Source organism: Nocardiopsis nanhaiensis (genome assembly GCF_054778635.1).
Window position 1 is genome coordinate 50627 of the sequence record NZ_BAAGZJ010000024.1, and the last position, 16514, is coordinate 67140.

A 16514-nucleotide genomic window follows, 5' to 3' on the forward strand; every position below is an offset into this window, starting at 1 on the left:
TCCGTCTCGTTGGAGGGGTTTCGGCCCACAGTGCACCGCTGCAAGGGATCCGGTGCGGTGCTTCCGGGCCAGGATGATTACGGCAGGTCAGCGATCCGTTGCTGGAGGTCGAGGTGTTCGCTGTAGAACGGATCGTCATAGCGGGGGGAGGATCCCAGCGCGCTGACCGGGTCGTCGATACCCCGCAGCAGACGATGAGCGATCACATCGACTGCGGTGGGCATCCATTCCTCAACGCCCTGGCGTGGGGGCTCATGGCCCAAGGCGAGGGTGAACCATTTCGGTAGCCGCTGAACCTCGGTGATGGCCTCGGACACCCGTGCGCGCAGGATGCGGGTCAGCTGGGTACGTGCACGTTGCCCGTCCAGGATGTCCGGTCCGACCGCGCTGTTGACGCTCTCCTTCTGGTGCTTGTCCTGGCGCACCTTCTTGGCTTGCTGTTGAGCCTGCTCCACTGCCTGTTGCGCGGCGCGGATCTTGTGCGTGAGGGAGGAAAACGCGGTGACTCGCGCCCGGTAGTCGGCGTGTCCAGGGGCCATGTCCCGCAATGGGCGGCTCAACGCCGATGCCTGGTCGGTGAGTGCGTCGAGGTCATCGGTGAGCTGGTCGGGACGGTCGATGAGCCATTGCAGGCGTGTGAGTTCGCCTGGGGGCGCTACCTTGGTCTCCAGCACCCGCCCTCGCTTGATGCGGGCGACCAGTTTCTCGATGGTGGAGTCGGACGCGTCCAGGTGGGCCTGGGGCAGGTCGGCTGTCTGCGCCAGAACCCGTTCGAGCCAGCGCACATGCGAGCGCATGCCGCGGATCTCCTTCAACGCCTCAGCGAGTTCGTCACGTGCCTCTTCGGCGGTCGCCTCGATCGTGTCCAGTCGTTCGGGGAGTTCGAGGTCCCGGTGGCGTTCGAGATCATCCAGGCGATCAACGGCCTTGTCGACGGTGGAGTCCAAGTCGAAAAACTGGCGGGCAATGTCGTCCAGGTCGTCTCGGAGGGATTGGGGGGTCGGCTCGTTCACGCTGGCCCTTCTGGTTTCAGTTGTCGGAACGAGATGCAGCAGAGGGGGTCCCGTGGAGGTACAGGCCGACTCCCGCGATGGTGAGGATGATGGAGGCGATCATCATCCATGGGTTGAAAGCCCCCCATCCGACCAACACAGAGAGAAGCACAGCGGCTGCCAAGGATCCCAGGCCGCTCAGCCGTCGAGGGATCCCTTCCCAGTGCGGGGACGTTTCGACCCACCAAGCACAGCCGACCAACAGGGCTTGGAGGAGCAAGAACAGGTGGGTCGCGCCCTTCCAGGTCGCCAACCCCACGACGGTGGTCACGAGGGAAAGCCCGATCACCGCCAGAACACCGGCGCAGAGCCATGAACTGATCGTGCGCATGCGCTGCTGGCGCTGACGGTAGTTGAGGGTGAGTACGTGCGCGTCGGCCTCCAGTAACCGTGTGGTGGTGTTGATGATCTGGACTTTGAGGTTGCGCCGAGCCACCTGGGGAAGGTCCTTGGTGTCCAAACGGTGGTGTTGTTCGGCGAGGGTCTCCCGCAGGTCGCGGGCCTCCTGCTGAACCTGTTCGATTTCGGCGTTGTTCACGACCGCACTCCAGGGGGATGAGGGATCTTTCCTGCTTACGAAGAAGAGCTGATTCCTGTGCACCATGGTGGCCTCTCACCGTATTCCACCACTGCGACACAGATATGCACGATGGGGGAAGGAATCCCCCATCCGAACCCTCACAACGGGACACTCACACCGCTTGAGGTCAGCTGATGCATGGGATCTCGTAGCGCATCAACCACACCACGGGACGGGCAAGGCTTCATCTGGTGCACTGCACTCATTTTCGGACAGGCCATAAATCTATAGTTTTCAAGGGTGCATCTAACAGCGCTGCTGGTGTCCGTCCCTGAGTCTTCCGGGAGGCATTCATATCGCGGTCGGCGGCCATCCGTTGGTGACAGGTTCAAGTCGAGCGTGGGACATCACGGCCACAAGGCAGCTTGTTCCCACCGTCCGGTGACGGCATCAGGTGTCGGGGCGCGTCGGTTGCGTGAAGCGTGGTACTCCCGACCTCGAAGTCGACACTCCTGCAAGGCGCGCTCGACCCAACCATCACCGCAAACAGCGGAGAACCCGAGACTCCGTAGGTGCATAGCGATCCTCTTCGAAGCCTCGACGGCACCGAACTCTTGAACATTCGGCACAGAAACGTCATCCTCGCTCAGAAGAACCAGAGGGTTCTCCCGAGCGCGCACCACCCGCCATCCACTTTCACGAAGCCGTTCGGCTTTTTCTCGGTCGCGATCTTCGGCTTCTTTATGCCAGAAGCTCCCGTCGAACTCCACGATGAGGTCGTGGTCAGGCCAGACCATATCGCAACGGTAAAGTCGAGCAGAGGTCCGGATCGACGGATGGCAGGCGTCCAGGCCTGGCAGTGCGAGTGCGAGCGCCAGTTCCATGTCGGTTTGCTGACGGGAATTCAGTGTGGGGGCACACCGGGGGCAGTTCGACCCCCTGCTCCGGGAAAATATATGGGCTTCCCACGAGTGTCCGCAGTCTGCTTTCCACCAAACTTTCCTTGCAGATCCCGCAACGACATCTGAAGGCGTGAGGCTGCCATTACGAGTGGGGTGCCATTCAACCGCGAGGTCCGGCCGCAGCGTCGCAAGATCATTTCCAAATCCAGCTCGATGCCCGGAACAGTAGGGGCACCCGAGGCCTTTATTCCTATGGTTAACCGCCATATCCCACTCATGGCCGCAGGCGCCTTTCCACCAAACTCTCAAGTTCGATGAAGAAGCCACGGTCATGAGTTCCACATCGCGGTTCTTCGTCGGATGCCACTCCTGGGCCAGGTCAGGTCTTGCTTCGACCAGCAGGGCACCCCCGAGGCTGGCCCGCGGCATGCGAGAGCCTCGCGAAGAGCGCTCTCGTGCGCAACGAGGGCAGCCGCGCCCTTCCGCCTGAGAACGGCATACGGCTTCCCACTCATGGCCGCATGCCGGACACAACCACCAAGCGACATAACCCGAGTGCGGGGACAAGGATTCGGGGCGCACCTCACCGTTATGTGTGGAGTGCCAGCGAGCTGCGACCTCGGGGTGCGCAACGGCCAGGTTATGGGCCTCATGCGGGAGCCGATGGGCACAGTAGGGACAACCGGTGCCCGCAATGGCCCGATGTGAGATTTTCGTTTTCCATTCGTGCCCACACGACCCTTTCCACCAGACCGCCCGGTTGGACCAGGGGAGGACCATGGCAGCGGTCAGCCCCCCGTTCTTGGTCGAGTGCCACTGGAGCCCAAGATTCGGGTGGGTGTCAGCCAATGAAAGTTTTCTTGCTTCACCTCCCGAGTCTTCCTCTGCCATGATCAATCCTTGCCTTGCTCCGACAATGGATGCGACACATGTCGGACACCCGTCAGTGTTGCCGCTGCGGGCACGGTCGACCACTCGGGCTTGCCAAGAATTCCCACACGGGCACAACCACCACACTCTTTGCGAGGATCCTGCACTCACTTCCTGGGGAGAAGTTGAGTTTTTAGTCGGGTGCCACTGTTCGGATAGACTTGGAGCCTCTTCGGCCAGAGATGCCCTGGTGCGGGGTCGCTGCTTCTTTTTCGCGGCTCGCTTGAGTGAACAAGGTCGACAGCCTGATCCTTCTGAGCGGCTTCCGATGCGGGCACGCCACTCGTGTCCGCATGATCGGCACAGCCACCAAGCATGGGCGCCAGCGCCCGCTTTGACATCCGCGGCCGTCAAGGGGTCGTTGCGGTAGGGGTGCCACTCCTGAGCCAGCTCGGGTCGGTTCTCCGCTAGCGACGAACCGGGTTTGGGCTTTTGCGGTCCTCGTGGTGCCACGATGTCATCCTTCCTCGGATACGAGAGCACCATAGGAGCCGCTGATGACATTCCTTCTCCTGAGGTCCTGGTGACCGTCGGCGGGGGCATCGCGGGCATGGCAAGCAGGATTCACACGAAAAGGCATTAATCTTATCTGCTGAACTATTTACACCTTTTCGTTCAATATGATTGATTCTGGGAAGATTGGCCTTATTTGTGCAACACGGACCGTTTCGAGGCTGGTCCCCTGTTCCCGGACTCATCGCATTTTCGTGCTTGGGCTCAGCTCGACCAGAGGCGTCCGTCTGGCCATGCAAACCCGTGAGGTGCTTCCTCTAAATATCTGAACATGCACGCAGGTTTCTCATACCAGCACATCAGACCCCTCGCGCCCCTAGCCTTTTGCTGGGTTACGCGGCTGTCTCGTTGCTCGGGGACCGGTAGTCATTCGCCGCAGCCAAGCTATGTTCGGCCAGCTCGTCGCCGAAGGCGGTGGCCTGGTCGACCAGCAGTGGGAGACGGTGTTCGGCACCCAGGTTCAGCAGGGCGTCGGCGGCGGTTTCCGCGGCTTGGTCGATGTCCTGGTCCAGTAGGTAGTGGGCGCGCTCGAGCAGGATCACCGTGTGCTCTAGGAAGTCGTGGGAGTACAGGTCCAGTGCTTCCTCTTGGGTGTCCCACGCATGTTCACCACCGATGTGGCTGAGCACCGATGAGGTGTACATGCGCACCTGCCGGTGCGGGAACCCGAAGAACGGTGCATCGGCGTCTTCGGCTGCGACGTCCTCGAACAGGGTGGCGTCCGTCTCCAGTTCCTGATGGGCCGCGTCGGTGTGCCCGAGCTGGCTGTGCGCCCGCGCGGCAGCCAGCTTGGACACCGTCATCGAACATGAGGCGCTCCTGTTCACCGACGACCCGTTCCTAGCCGTCGACCAGGCCCTGACGCGAATGCGCCCCGGCAGGGTGTTCGTCCGCCTCCTGCTGCACACCGTCGGCCCAGCCCCCGTCGCCACCATCACCGCCACTTACCGGACTGCTGCCTTCCCCGACGCGCCGGTGTTCACCGGGACCGGTGCGGACGAACGCATCACGACCCACCTGGCCAGCCACGGGCTGACCACCCGAACCTGCGAACTCGCTGAGTGGGACGAGCCTCGAACGGTGGTGGCCGTGCTGGCCGCCCTCAAGGCGCGGGCCTGGCCCTACCCCCGCGCCTGCTCCGACACCCGCCACCACGCGGGGTTGGCCGCTGCCACCGAACAGAGCCGCATCCTGATCGCCACAGGCCGCACTCCTGTCGTCCGGATGCGCCTGTGCGCCCTGCTCACTCACATAAGCGCAGCGGCGGGAACCGGTTTTTCCAGCGTTGCCCCCGCTGGGCCTGTAAGGGTTGTCCCATGATGATCGTGTTTCCTCAACGGGCCGTTCGGCGGCGGAAAAACCAGCGTCGCCGACGAGCTCATTCCCCAGGTCTCGGAATGCCGCCTCTTCGACCCCGAAGAGGTCAGCTTCATGTTGCGCAGCCTCCTGCCCGGGCACGCGGACGACTGCCAGGACCTGCCGCCCCTGGCGGACACTCGTATGCCAAATCCTGCTGCATGCCGACACTGTGGCCCTACGCGCACGCATTGCCGGGCACGAGATGTTCCCTGACGACCCCGACCGGGCGGTAAAGATCGCCGCGTTCCGCAACGGCAAGGTGGGCGACTACGAACAGGCGTACCGGGAGTGGCTCGCGTGCGAGGCAGACCTGGTCATCAACACCACCGACCGCACTCCGCGGGAGGCCGCTGTGCTGGCCGCTCAGCACAGCACCGGAGCCCATCCACTCTCATGAGCACCGACACACCTTCCACCCCTTGGCCTCATGCGGTCTCCCACCTCGAAACCCGCCGGTGGATCCTCGTTTTCTCTCAACGCACACGTGGGTCCCCCGTAACAGGCATCCCAGATCCCGCGAACCCGTCGCCTTCCTTGGGAGGGGATGTCAACGCGGCCCCGCTCGGCGATGAGCCGCCTCCGTGGACAGATCTACCGCCGCACAACATCGCCGCCCGCGCGGTCCTGGACGAGGGTGTACTGCGCCCCAACCTCAAAGTCGGCCACGCCCTCAAGCACGCCGGGCTGGTGGACGTCGCCGCCCATCTGGCCGAACAGCGCCACGACCCTCCACTTCGCTGTCCCACCGGATCCGGCCGTATCCGTGTGGACCAGGTCCACGTGACACAGGAGTTGGCTGGCGGTGTACTTGACTACCAGCTCCTGGACGCTGAAGGGCTCAGCGACCATGCGCCGATCCTCGCCAAGCTCCGTCTGGCCTAGCCGTGGAACTCCGGTTGGCCACAACCGGTCGCCACACTGCATGCGAGTTCCGTCAAAATGGCGATCACAGCCATGAACACGAACGAGGACAGAAGGAAACCGTGTTGCGCGACCCTCTCCCCGGCCAGAAGCTGATTCTGCTGGTCGCTGGCTCCCCCTCGTCTTTGGAGCTCCTGCACGACGTGCTGGCCTTGTTCGGCTCCGACACGCGCATCGCCATCAGCGCCACCACCTCCCCGTACGTACAAGGTGAGGCTGCGACCGCCTTGGAAAGGGCGCTGACCGAGGCCGATCTGCCCTTCCTTCCTTGGCAAGATGTGGCTTATCGCTCTGTCGACCTGGTGTTGACCACACAGGACGAGGTCGTCCCGCACTTCGCTGTTCCGGTGGTAGTGCTCACCACCGACCACCTCATACCTGCTGATTCCCCCCAGGTGCGGGTGCGCGCTTTCCACACTGGGTCCCAGAAAGGAGAGGCCAGCGACGACCTGGTCGTCGACCCTGGGTGGGAGCGCATGGTCGCCGCCACGGGCCGCCGCGACCGATACCGCGATGCCCTAGGAACCAACGCCCGACGTCTGGTCGTGATGTGCTCCAACCTGGACCGGACCACGTTCATCAGACAGAGAGATACCATCCAGGGTCTGCTCGGGTTCCTGCCGGTAGACGAATACAAGGTGGCCGTCGTCGCGCATCCGTCACTGTGGTGGTCCCCCAGAGACGATTTCTTGACTGGAGCCGGGGACATCTCCCTTGTGATGTCGGGCCTCGTCGAAGCCGGGGTGGCAGTGATCCCACCGCATGGCCGCAGAGCAGCGATGATCGCCGCCGACGTCGTCTTGGGAGAGCCCGTCTCCACTCGGTATGCCACCGCGCTCGGAACACCGACGTCGAGACTCGATCCGCCGACACCCACCCGTCGGTACCAGGAGGCCCTCTCATGGGACCTGGTGGACGCCATCGCAACAGCGCGACCACCCACACCTGCTCCGCCAATGAAGGAGATGGACGGGGCTCCACGGCTGCGAAGCCTGTTCTACCGCTGCCTCAACACGCCCAAGCCCACCACAGACACGTACTATCAACCGCTTCCGGACCTGCCGGAAGACCGCCATGAAGCCACCGCGTGGCGGATCACCGGATCTTCTTCGCCTGACGGCGCGGTGAGCAGATACCCTGCCGGAGCTCCGCCCCTGAACCCGGCCAGGTTTCCACTGGTGGTCGATGTCGAGGACGGCGACCTACTGCGACAGCAAAACGCTGCGGGCTGGTGCTGTCGTGGCGGACTGTTGCTGTGGGAGGCGCGCGCGTGGGCTGCATACACGTTCACTAAACACCCGATGGCACGCGTAGTGGCCTGCGAGGTCGACGGCGGCGGGGTGTTGGTCGTGCACCGTAACGGTCCAGACGATGGAGTTTTGATCCCCCACACCGGTGAGACCGCTCAGGTCGACGCCAGTATGGTGGCCGCAAATGCGCTGATCGACGCCACCTCGGCAGGGGTTCCCCCTGATGTGCCTCCGCAAGAAGGCCCCCGGTAGTCGCTCGCTTCAAGGAGGACCAGAGTGCTTGACGCCGTGAAGGCTCTGCTGTGTGACGAACCTGAGTGCCCTAAGGAGGTCTGGGCAGCGGCCTCACGGTTGACGGATCGAGCAAGAGCCCAAGGGTGGCAGGTCGCTGAGGCCATTCACGTTCAACACTTCGGCGACACCGTGTCGGTCTCTCGCACAGACCGGTGCCCAACGCACACTGTCCCTGTGCTCTCGCCGGAGGAGGTGTCAGCGCGAACCGGCTGTTGACGAGCAGGGACACGAATGCTCACCCTCAGCCGCGCATGTACGGGATTCTTCCCCTGCTCGTGCCCTGAGCCCTTTAGAGCCAAGGAGAGACCGGCTGTGGGCACGAACGAGTGCGGTGGCTCTACAGGGTGACTTCCGCGATGGTTTCCCACCATGTACAGGAAGCGCGAGCATCAAAGCGCATGCGGATAACCGCCAGGGAAGCGATTTCTACTGTGGTGGTGGGAGATCCGAGCGCGTCCACCAGCTCCTCCACGATGTCCGCGGTGTGGCACCGCGCGAGGGAGAAGTGGGCGATCGCGGTATGACCGCCGACCGGCCGTCTCAATCCACCCAGGACCTCATCGGCGGACTCCTGCACAAACCGTTGAAGGGTATCCAGCCCTTCCGCGAACTCATCCAGGTAGAGGCCAATCTCCTCGGGATTCCCTATGGGGATCATCCGAAGGCTTCCCTCGACGGACAAGGTGTGCCCCGTCGTCCACACCTTGCGTTTCAGGGCATCAGCCAGCACCTCTACCGTCTCTCCGGGCAGGTTCCGGGACCAGACGATAGGCCAATGCAACTCGTGGACTGGCACCGCTGTCACCACATGCGAGTGGGAGACCAGAGTGGGCAACAGCGACTCAGCGAGGTCTGCCAAGTCACCCTCACGCGTCGGCCGAGCCGCGATCACGGTGATCTCATCGCCAGCGCCCAGCCAGTCAGCGTTCACCTCAACCATGATCGGGGCCCCGGGGGAAGGGTCGCACCGTGCGGGATCCACAAGAGCTGCCAGATGGAGACCCGTGACCGTCTCCCCCACCCGCACATGTTGGGTGACGCGGCCCAGTAGCTCGGTGTTCTCAGCCAGCACCGCAGCCGCCTCCGCACGGGCGTCCTCCTCGGAGACCGGATAGCGAACCGACAAATGCGCCAGCTCATCCCGAGCCTTATCGGCCACTCGGTCGAGTGTCCTCTGGTCGGCGCCGTGCTCGATCAGGTACTGGAGCTGCGCGTGCGCGGCAGCAGCGACCATGCGAGCCAGGATCCAGGCGGGCATAGGGTTGTCGGCCCACAGAAAGATCCGCAGCTTGGGGGGCACGTCTCTTAGCGACGCGGACTGCACACGCACATCCGCATGGTGGGCCACCACGAGCATCGCCGCTACGCGAGCACGGACAGCGCCGATCCACACGGTGTCGTCGACACCTTGTCGTGCGTGCGGCTGTTCGAGGGTGAGTTTGAAGGGGGTGTGGGGGGTGCTCACGCGGCCAGCGTAGCCGCAGCTTCCTCCTGAACGGACGTGTGGGGTTCAAGAAATCCAGCAGACTCGATCAGCTCGGCCTGCCCAGGGCGCGCAGGAACGCCAGCGTGGCACCGACCATCTCTGCCGCTGCGCCCACGGTGTAGGCAGGATAGTCCTTATCGTCGAATCGGTCACCGGTTTCGGGACGGGGCAAGTGCGTCTCTTCCTTCTCGTGAACGCACGTCGAGGGCCCCAGCGCGCGGCGGCGCTGGGGTCCGAGAGTTCAATACCACCTACCGGCCGCGGCCGGTCTTCCGCTTCCCGAAGTCAAACGTGGGACGGGATCGCGGGGATCGCGGTTGTGTGACCGTGGACCGCCTTCTTCCGAACCAGGGCACTGCGGTACCCGAGCGGCATCTTCCCTCGCCCGGGCGATCCTGATGGCATCTACTCCCCTAGTTCCTCACTTCGTGCACTTCTTTGACTACGGTCCTACCGGCCCCGGCACCTTATGACTCAGCGCTGGTCGGGCCGTCCTGCTCTCCACCGGCCTTTGGGTGGCCTAGCCGTGTTACTCGATGGCCACGACAGGAAATCTAGCACTTTGGATCATGAATATCTACTATGGTCGATGCAAGTTTCTGAAAGCCCGGAGAGAAGGTTCTCTCAGGTCGAGGGCGCGTGGTGGTACCGGACTTGTCGTGGTCCACCTTGGCGGCGGGCATCTCGACGCCCTGGGTACCAGTCTGGTGGTCAGTGCGGCCCCGCACGACAAGGCCGGAGCGGCAGGTGCGGCGATCGAGACCACGGCCGGACTCGGCACGGGGTTCGCCCGCACACTACCTTCCGAGCTGCCCAACGAGGATTGCCACCGCAGTAGGCGAGTCGATCTCAGGAGCCACGGCCGGCCTCATCGTGCCGGACGAGGAGCAGGGCTTACTGCACGAAAGTTCGCCGGTGTGGCGTCGGCCTCGGGCATGCAAGCCGCGACCTGGACGCAAGAACGCGCGTTCTCTGGCTGAGCTCGATGCCGACACCACAAGGGAAGGGGTGCAGCGGCTGCTCAACCACATCCGCGGGGAGTCCTAGCAGGTCCGTGGCACTTTGCGCGCCCGGGCTGCGGAACGACTCGGCTGCTTAGAGCTCATCTCAAAAGCCCTGCGAGGTGGCCCTGAGCCTGGCATGATCACGTGCTGTGAATGATGTGTTGCCCGATAGGCTCTGGGAGATCGTCCAGCCCCTGCTGCCACCGGCCCCGAAGACCGGCCGCCCCGTGTGGACCAACGCGCGGTGCTGACGACCGTGCTGTTCGTCCAGACCTCGGGCTGTTCCTGGGAGAAGGCCGACGGGCTGTTCGGCGTCACCCGCGCGACCGCCCACCGCTGGTTCCAGACCTGGACCGAAGCAGGCGTATGGCCCACGATCCACCGCGCTGTTCTGGACGAACTGGGCAGAAGGGCTCTGTTGGACTGGTCCCGCGCCACCGTCGACTCACAGTCGATCCGCGCTAAGTGCTCATCTCATTTGGATTCTCGATAACCTGGCCCGGTGTCGATGGTTGAGCGGTTGGTGCCGGACGGACTGTGGGAACTGTTCCAGCGGGTGGTGTCCGAGGCGCCCACCCGGCCTCAAGGTGGTGGGCGGCGCAGACACGGGGACCGCGAGGTGTTGGCCGCGATCATCTTCGTGGCGACCACCGGCTGTACTTGGGCTCAGCTCCCGCCGGTCTTTGGCCCCTCCAGGCCCACCGCGCACCGGCGTTTCACCGAGTGGAGCCGGGCCCGTGTGTGGGCGAAGTTGCACCGCCTGGTGCTGGACGAGCTCGGCTCCCGTGGTGAGCTGGACTGGTCACGGTGCGCGGTCGACTCGGTGAACATGTGTGCTCTCAAAGGGGGGACCTGACAGGTCCGAATCCTGTCGATCGGGGCAAGAAGGGCGCCAAGATCCACTTGATCACCGATCGGACCGGGCTTCCGATTTCCATGGCGACCTCTGGTGCGAACCTGCACGACAGCCAAGCCCTGCAACCGCTGGTGCGAGCGATACCGCCCATCAGGTCCAGGCGGGGCCGCAGGCGACGCAAACCAGGAAGGCTCCACGGCGACAAGGGTTACGACTACAACCACCTGCGCCGATGGCTGCGCGAACGCGGAATCGTCCATCGCCTGGCCCGCAAGGGCGTGGAATCCTCCCAACGGTTGGGGCGACACCGCTGGCAGGTCGAGCGCACCATGGCCTGGATGGCCGGATGCCGCCGACTCCACCGCCGCTACGAGCGCAAAGCCGAGCACTTCCTCGCGTTCGCCGGCATCGCCTGCACGTTGATTTGCTTCCGCAGACTTACCAAATGAGATGAGCTCTAAGAGAGGGGGAGAAGACGGGCCCAAACCCCACTGATCGGGGCAAACCCGACTCCAAGCTCCACCTGCTGTGCGACAACCTAGGGCTGCCGTTGACCTGCGCGATCTCCGCGGCCAATGTCAACGACGGTGAAGCCCTCAAACCCTTGGTACGGGGCATCCCCGCTGTGCGCTCACGCCGAGGCCCCGCAGGCGGCGTCCGACCAAAATCCACGGGGACAAGGCCTACCACTCCCGCGACCGACGCCGCTGGCTGCGTGAACGCCAGATCGGCGTGCGCATCGCCTGCCCTGGCGTCGAGTCCTCACAACGGTTGGGAAGGCACCGGTACAAGGTCGAGCGCTCCATCGCCTGGCTGTGCTCCTATCGCAGGCTGAACGTGCGCTGGGAGCGCAAGGCCTCCACCTTCCTGGCCATGCTCGGCATCGCCTGCATCCTCATCTGCTACAAGCACCTGACCAAGCACAGCGGCGACTTTTGAGATGAGCTCTTAGGGGGCGTGCTGGTCGTGGACGACACCGGGTTCGAGTAGAAGGGTCGCCGCCCGTTCGCCCAAACGAGTAGGGCGATCTCACTACAATGGGTGGAACGGCCACCGCCGATCGTTTGGTTCCAACACGCCCACATGATCACAGAGGTGGGCGTTCCATGTCCTGGACTCGATCAGACTGAGATCTCCAAGTGCGTCTGCTGTACGAACCCAAACCTCAGTCTCGGCCCTGGAGGAGCTTGCCCGGCTGGTGCGTACTTATCGCAGTCCGACCTCCTTCAAGCACTAACTATATTCGGTTTGATTCTGCAGACATTGGGCGATGGGCCCCACACGAGAGACTTAATATGACGGTTGCACTTCCAAGTGAGTTCGAGAACGAGGGGCCCGATATCACCGAGGGCCAACTGTTCCGGGTCCTCACCAATGTCGACGGCTCACTCCTGCTTGAGTTGCGGAACGGCAACACCGCCCACGCGAACGGCTCGGACCTGGCTGACCTGAAGCCCAGCGATGTCTTCCTTCTCACGAACGGCCAGGTCAAGCCGCTTGCCCGTGAGTCATGGCCAGCTGGCGACCGCACAGGAACCGTCGTCTGGGCTGGAGAAACCGACATCGTGGTGAAGTCGGCTGGCTCTACCAACAGCTTCCGACAGAGATCCGGCGATCCCTTCAAGAAGTGGCAGACGGTACGGCTCGGGCCGGACGGTCAACCGGTCGCCGTAATTGCTGATGAGCCTATCGACGATCTCGGCTTCCTCCACGATGACGATTTTGACCCAGATTCCCTTCTCATTCGGAGAGAAGACAACAGCACGTCCCTTGAGGACTTCGGGGGCAGCCAGTCTCTTGTCCGTCGTGCCCGCGACCTCGCCTCCGTAGCGCTGTCACATGACGACCCACTGCGGGCGATGGGAGTCAACACGATCAAGGGAATTTTGTTCAGCGGCCCGTCCGGCACGGGCAAGACATTTCTTGCGCGTGGTCTCGCTGCCACGCTCGATGCTTCCTTCTACAACATCGGCGGACCCACGATTGTCGACAAGTTTGTTGGCCAGACTGAGCGCCGACTCCGCGAAATCTTTGAACATGCGAACGCCAATGGTCCTGCGATCCTGTTCTTCGATGAGATCGACAGCTTGTACACACAACGGGGCGAAAACAACCATGAGTCGACCAACCGGCTTGTGGGACAGTTTCTGTCTCTTGTTGACGGATTCGTGCCTTACGATCGAGTTCTTATCATCGCGACAACAAACCTCCCCGGAGCGCTTGACGATGCGCTCCTGCGCCCTGGACGGCTGGGGCACAAGCTCCTCTTCTCCCTTCCGTCCGAAGAGGACAGGAGCCGGATTCTCGTAGCATCGAGTCGCAAGGTGATCTTCCGAGAGACTCCTGACTTTGCAGCGCTCGCTCAACGCACGGGCGGCTGGACAGCAGCCGACCTCGCCGCGATCTGGACCGAGGCCGGTCTTGCCGCCGCCCTCGACCATCGGCTATCGATCGCATGGGAGGACATCCTCATCGGTGTGGAGGCGGTTGACCGCGACCGCAAGACTCATGTGAAGGCAGAATGATGGCTATCTGGAACCGCAAGCGCAATGAACCCCGCGACCGCCACCGCGAGTTCATCTATCTCGACGAAGTGAGTGTCATTAGCCTTCTTGCCGGCCTTCAGGGTGAGATCAAGAACGCCGTCACCGAGACCCTGGCGCGCACGACGGACCGCAGCCTCAGCGGGTCCCTTGGCGTGGCGAGTGAGGGCACCGCTGTGGAGTCGCGTCTTGGCACCTCGCGAACCTCGACCAACGAAGTTGTCCGGCGCGCTGTCATCCAGAGCACCTTCCGCGACCTTTGGCGACGCGACGTAGGGGTTCTTCTTCATGACGCCGCCGGGGTCAAGCGCAAGTCTCGCAAGACGATCCACTCCTACAGCGGCCTTGAAGACGCCCTTCCACGACTGAAGAAGTCGAAGCTGGCCGTCCCTCTCGGCAACATCACGCGTGGCGACATCGTGGAGCTCGACATCGAGGTCGAAGCCGATGAGTTCTTCAAGATGATCACGGTCGCGACCACACTCCTCGACCTCTTTAGAGGCCGCGATGAATTATTCGATGCCTCCGCTGCAGAATTCCGCAAACTCGAACCCATGATCGAAGTACTCAAAGAGCTCCTAGTTGGACTTATCCCCGTGCGCGGACTAGCCACAAGCCACAGGGTCATCGCTGTGGCCGGTGAGCAGGTCGTGATCGCAAGCGAGCTCCTCGGAGAGGACCTTCAAGCGGATGCGAGGCGCGTCGAACTGGTCGGTTTCGCCGAAGCCAACTCCTTTTGGCGTGACCTCCGCCGGACGCTGTTCTCGGGATCCACCTTCACCGTTTACGCCCGGGCTGAAGGACCTCCACTCACCGATCCGTGGTCCCCCTTCAAGATCGCAGACCTCCTTGAATCGCTGTCACCCGGCCTACGCGACGAGATGGTGCTTCCCCTGCAAGGATTGTTTTTCAAGAACGCTCGGGCTATGGAGGCACCCGATTCCACGGCCACGGCTCGGTTCCAGGTAACCAGCTTCGCCTCCGAGCTCCAGTCGGCCTCAGGGGCAAACCCCGACGCCGCATCGGTCAACCAAGCAGTAGAGGAAGCCATCCCGCGCCTCGCTTCGGCAACGAGCCGTGACGAACGACGTCATATCGTTGAACCGGTTGTGCAAGCCGTCGCTGGCGAGGACGTCAATCGCTGCCTACTTTTGACCACTAGGTCAAAGTGGATCGAAGAAGCACCCGTGCCCGAGCCAATCGCTGCCCCGACATCGCCCCCACCTACAGAGCCGGGCGTGCCACCAGTCCAACTCGAAGTCGGATTCGTCGCGCTCTACTGGTGACCTACGCATCAGACCTGACTTGCACAAGTTTAGTGTGCCAAACGATCGAGGAGGGTCTGGGTCTCGGCGGGTACACGTGGTTGAGCGGTCAGGGACTGCCCGTTCACCCTGACCGTGACCTCTTGTAGCGGACGTAGGGCCTGCACGAGTTTCTTGATCGAGACACCCGTGACCGCTTGCAGATAGCGGGCCATAGCCAAAGCGGCGAACACGACCGTCAGATGGGCCTCGACCGCCCCGCGCTTGTGGTGGAACATCGGTCGGGCACGCAGATCGGTCTTGCTCATCCGGAAGGACTGCTCGACCTGCCACAACGCGTGATAAGAGGCGATCACCTCGCTTGCCGGCATGACCGAGGCGCCGATATTGGTGACATAGCCCTTCAACCCGACCAGGGAACGGGCACGCTCAAGAGCCCCGGCATCCAGGCTCCGGCCCGCACCGGCGGTCTTGACGAACCGAGTGTTCTTCACGGGTTTATCGCCGTCGATGATCGCTCTGGCCCTGTTCTCCTGCGCGGTCAGCGTCTTGCCGTCACGCACGGCGCGTTTGCGCGAGTACTGCCAGATCGCCCGCCAAGCATGGGGGTGCTCCTGGCGCCGCCAGATGGGCTCCGCCCGCCTGGCTCGGTCCCGGACCGTGCTCTTACCGTGTCGGGGGGTGATCGTGTCGATCACCTGCCCGTCAGTGAAGGCATCGCCGTTCCACGCGAAGTGGCCAGCCAGGTCAGCGGGGGCTTTGGTCTGGCGCGAGCCCACGACGAAGCCCAGGTCCGCCTGGTCCAGCTCGCGCAGGTTCGCCGCTGAGAGCATGCCGGCGTCGGCCACCACGACCATGCCGGTCAGGCCGTGGCGCTGTTGGAACTGTTCGATGGTGGGGATGATCGTGCGGGTCTCGGCTTTGTTGCCCTCCAAGCAGCCGATCTCCAGTGGGAACCCGGTGCGGTCCACCAGCAGCCCGACCACGATCTGCGGATCTACGCGGCGCTCTTTGGAGTAGCCGACCTTGCGCGGCTCGTCCTCGTGCTCGGCCTCGAAGTACAGGGTGGTCACGTCGTAGAGCACCAAACTCACGTCTCCGCTGGTGGCGGCGTACCTCAGGCAGGCCTTGGCGATCCGGTCGCGGTAATCGAGGGCTCCGCCTCGTTTGAGTGTGTTGGCGAAGGTGTTGCGGTGGGCGGGGTTGAGTCCGATCTCGGCCAGTACTCGGGGCGCATCGCTCATGGAGGTCGGTTCTACGAGTCTGGCGGTGACCAGTTGGAAGAAGGCCGGGTCGTTGATGGCCTCGAAGCCGAGCTGTTTCCAGGCGGTGGTGATCGTCTCGATCAGCAGCTGGGAGGTTTTCGTCTCGATCGTGGCGGTGGTGGGGTCCTGGGCCGGGTTCAGTCCCAGGTCCAGCGAGAGTTGGCCCTGGTGCAGCTTCTGGCGCCCGATCTGCAGCAGGGCTTCGAGTTCAGCGGGCGAGTGGGCTGATCCGAGGTGTTCTAGGACGCGATCACGACGCCCGTCTTTGACTGCGATCTGGACCGCGGTCGCTCCGGAGGCGGTCTTGACCTTGCGCAGATATGCCACGGGACAGGATCCTACAAGCGCTCGTTA

General features: G+C 63.3%; 14 protein-coding genes and 3 pseudogenes. 9 read left to right on the forward strand and 8 right to left on the reverse strand.

Annotated elements, in window-relative coordinates:
* Positions 1 to 77 precede the first annotated feature (77 nt).
* From ACYVD1_RS13855 to ACYVD1_RS13875, 5 genes and pseudogenes are all read right to left on the reverse strand, one after another.
* The gene (locus ACYVD1_RS13855; RefSeq protein ID WP_460772018.1) at positions 78 to 1013 is read right to left on the reverse strand and encodes a hypothetical protein; all 936 of its coding nucleotides are present in this window, start codon (positions 1011 to 1013) and stop codon (positions 78 to 80) included.
* A gap of 16 nt (positions 1014 to 1029) precedes the next feature.
* Positions 1030 to 1590, reverse strand: a complete 561-nt coding sequence (locus ACYVD1_RS13860; protein ID WP_460772020.1) for a hypothetical protein — start codon at positions 1588 to 1590, stop codon at positions 1030 to 1032.
* A gap of 389 nt (positions 1591 to 1979) precedes the next feature.
* Complete coding sequence (locus tag ACYVD1_RS13865; RefSeq protein WP_460772080.1) at positions 1980 to 2456, reverse strand: DUF559 domain-containing protein; 477 nt, start codon at positions 2454 to 2456, stop codon at positions 1980 to 1982.
* Positions 2457 to 2495: 39 nt separating this feature from the next.
* Positions 2496 to 3956: pseudogene (locus ACYVD1_RS13870) on the reverse strand (zinc-ribbon domain-containing protein); the annotation flags it as partial.
* Between the two features lie 293 nt (positions 3957 to 4249).
* Positions 4250 to 4720, reverse strand: coding sequence for a hypothetical protein (locus ACYVD1_RS13875; protein ID WP_460772022.1), 471 nt, complete (start codon positions 4718 to 4720; stop codon positions 4250 to 4252).
* Between ACYVD1_RS13875 and ACYVD1_RS13880 the strand changes: the two genes are divergently transcribed.
* From ACYVD1_RS13880 to ACYVD1_RS13895, 4 genes are all read left to right on the forward strand, one after another.
* Positions 4707 to 5237, forward strand: coding sequence for a hypothetical protein (locus ACYVD1_RS13880; protein ID WP_460772024.1), 531 nt, complete (start codon positions 4707 to 4709; stop codon positions 5235 to 5237). The two genes, ACYVD1_RS13875 and ACYVD1_RS13880, sit on opposite strands and share 14 nt — an antisense overlap.
* Before the next feature lie 208 nt (positions 5238 to 5445).
* Positions 5446 to 5673 carry a hypothetical protein gene (locus tag ACYVD1_RS13885; RefSeq protein WP_460772028.1) on the forward strand — a complete coding sequence of 76 codons (228 nt, stop codon included), beginning with the start codon at positions 5446 to 5448 and terminating at the stop codon, positions 5671 to 5673.
* Between the two features lie 137 nt (positions 5674 to 5810).
* Positions 5811 to 6158: a hypothetical protein gene (locus ACYVD1_RS13890; RefSeq protein WP_460772030.1), complete on the forward strand. Its 348-nt coding sequence runs from the start codon at positions 5811 to 5813 to the stop codon at positions 6156 to 6158.
* A gap of 14 nt (positions 6159 to 6172) precedes the next feature.
* Entirely contained in the window at positions 6173 to 7699 is a 1527-nt protein-coding gene (locus tag ACYVD1_RS13895; RefSeq protein ID WP_460772032.1) for a hypothetical protein, read from the forward strand.
* 379 nt (positions 7700 to 8078) lie between these two features.
* Here ACYVD1_RS13895 and ACYVD1_RS13900 read toward each other — a convergent pair whose 3' ends face one another.
* Together ACYVD1_RS13900 and ACYVD1_RS13905 are read right to left on the reverse strand one after the other, a co-directional pair.
* The gene (locus tag ACYVD1_RS13900) at positions 8079 to 9206 is read right to left on the reverse strand and encodes a hypothetical protein (RefSeq protein ID WP_460772035.1); all 1128 of its coding nucleotides are present in this window, start codon (positions 9204 to 9206) and stop codon (positions 8079 to 8081) included.
* A 79-nt stretch (positions 9207 to 9285) separates the two neighbouring features.
* Positions 9286 to 9399, reverse strand: a pseudogene (locus ACYVD1_RS13905) (MerR family transcriptional regulator); the annotation flags it as partial.
* A 1007-nt stretch (positions 9400 to 10406) separates the two neighbouring features.
* On the opposite strand from ACYVD1_RS13905, the gene ACYVD1_RS13910 reads away from it, so the two are divergent.
* The 5 genes and pseudogenes from ACYVD1_RS13910 to ACYVD1_RS13930 all read left to right on the forward strand — a co-directional run bounded on the left by ACYVD1_RS13910 (position 10407) and on the right by ACYVD1_RS13930 (position 14916).
* Positions 10407 to 10724, forward strand: coding sequence for a transposase (locus ACYVD1_RS13910; RefSeq protein WP_460772083.1), 318 nt, complete (start codon positions 10407 to 10409; stop codon positions 10722 to 10724).
* A 15-nt stretch (positions 10725 to 10739) separates the two neighbouring features.
* Positions 10740 to 11536 (forward strand): IS5 family transposase gene (locus ACYVD1_RS13915; protein WP_460772085.1). Its coding sequence is split into 2 segments (ribosomal slippage): positions 10740 to 11076 and positions 11076 to 11536, totalling 798 coding nucleotides; the frame shifts between segments, so codons are not numbered across the junction.
* 14 nt (positions 11537 to 11550) lie between these two features.
* Positions 11551 to 12026, forward strand: a pseudogene (locus tag ACYVD1_RS13920) (IS5 family transposase); the annotation flags it as partial.
* A gap of 356 nt (positions 12027 to 12382) precedes the next feature.
* Positions 12383 to 13612, forward strand: a complete 1230-nt coding sequence (locus ACYVD1_RS13925; RefSeq protein ID WP_460772037.1) for an ATP-binding protein — start codon at positions 12383 to 12385, stop codon at positions 13610 to 13612.
* Positions 13612 to 14916: a DUF6414 family protein gene (locus tag ACYVD1_RS13930; protein ID WP_460772040.1), complete on the forward strand. Its 1305-nt coding sequence runs from the start codon at positions 13612 to 13614 to the stop codon at positions 14914 to 14916. Before ACYVD1_RS13925 ends, ACYVD1_RS13930 begins: the two co-directional genes overlap by 1 nt.
* A 29-nt stretch (positions 14917 to 14945) precedes the next feature.
* On the opposite strand, the gene ACYVD1_RS13935 is transcribed toward ACYVD1_RS13930, so the two are convergent.
* Positions 14946 to 16487, reverse strand: coding sequence for an IS1634 family transposase (locus ACYVD1_RS13935; protein ID WP_460772042.1), 1542 nt, complete (start codon positions 16485 to 16487; stop codon positions 14946 to 14948).
* Between the last annotated feature and the right edge of the window lie 27 nt (positions 16488 to 16514).

Bases quoted from the DNA above. Each gene is read 5' to 3' on its own strand.
- ACYVD1_RS13930 (WP_460772040.1), top strand. From the start codon at position 13,612: ATGGCTATCTGGAACCGCAAGCGCAATGAACCCCGCGACCGCCACCGC.
- ACYVD1_RS13865 (WP_460772080.1), bottom strand. From the start codon at position 2,456: ATGGAACTGGCGCTCGCACTCGCACTGCCAGGCCTGGACGCCTGCCAT.
- ACYVD1_RS13925 (WP_460772037.1), top strand. From the start codon at position 12,383: ATGACGGTTGCACTTCCAAGTGAGTTCGAGAACGAGGGGCCCGATATC.
- ACYVD1_RS13875 (WP_460772022.1), bottom strand. From the start codon at position 4,720: ATGACGGTGTCCAAGCTGGCTGCCGCGCGGGCGCACAGCCAGCTCGGG.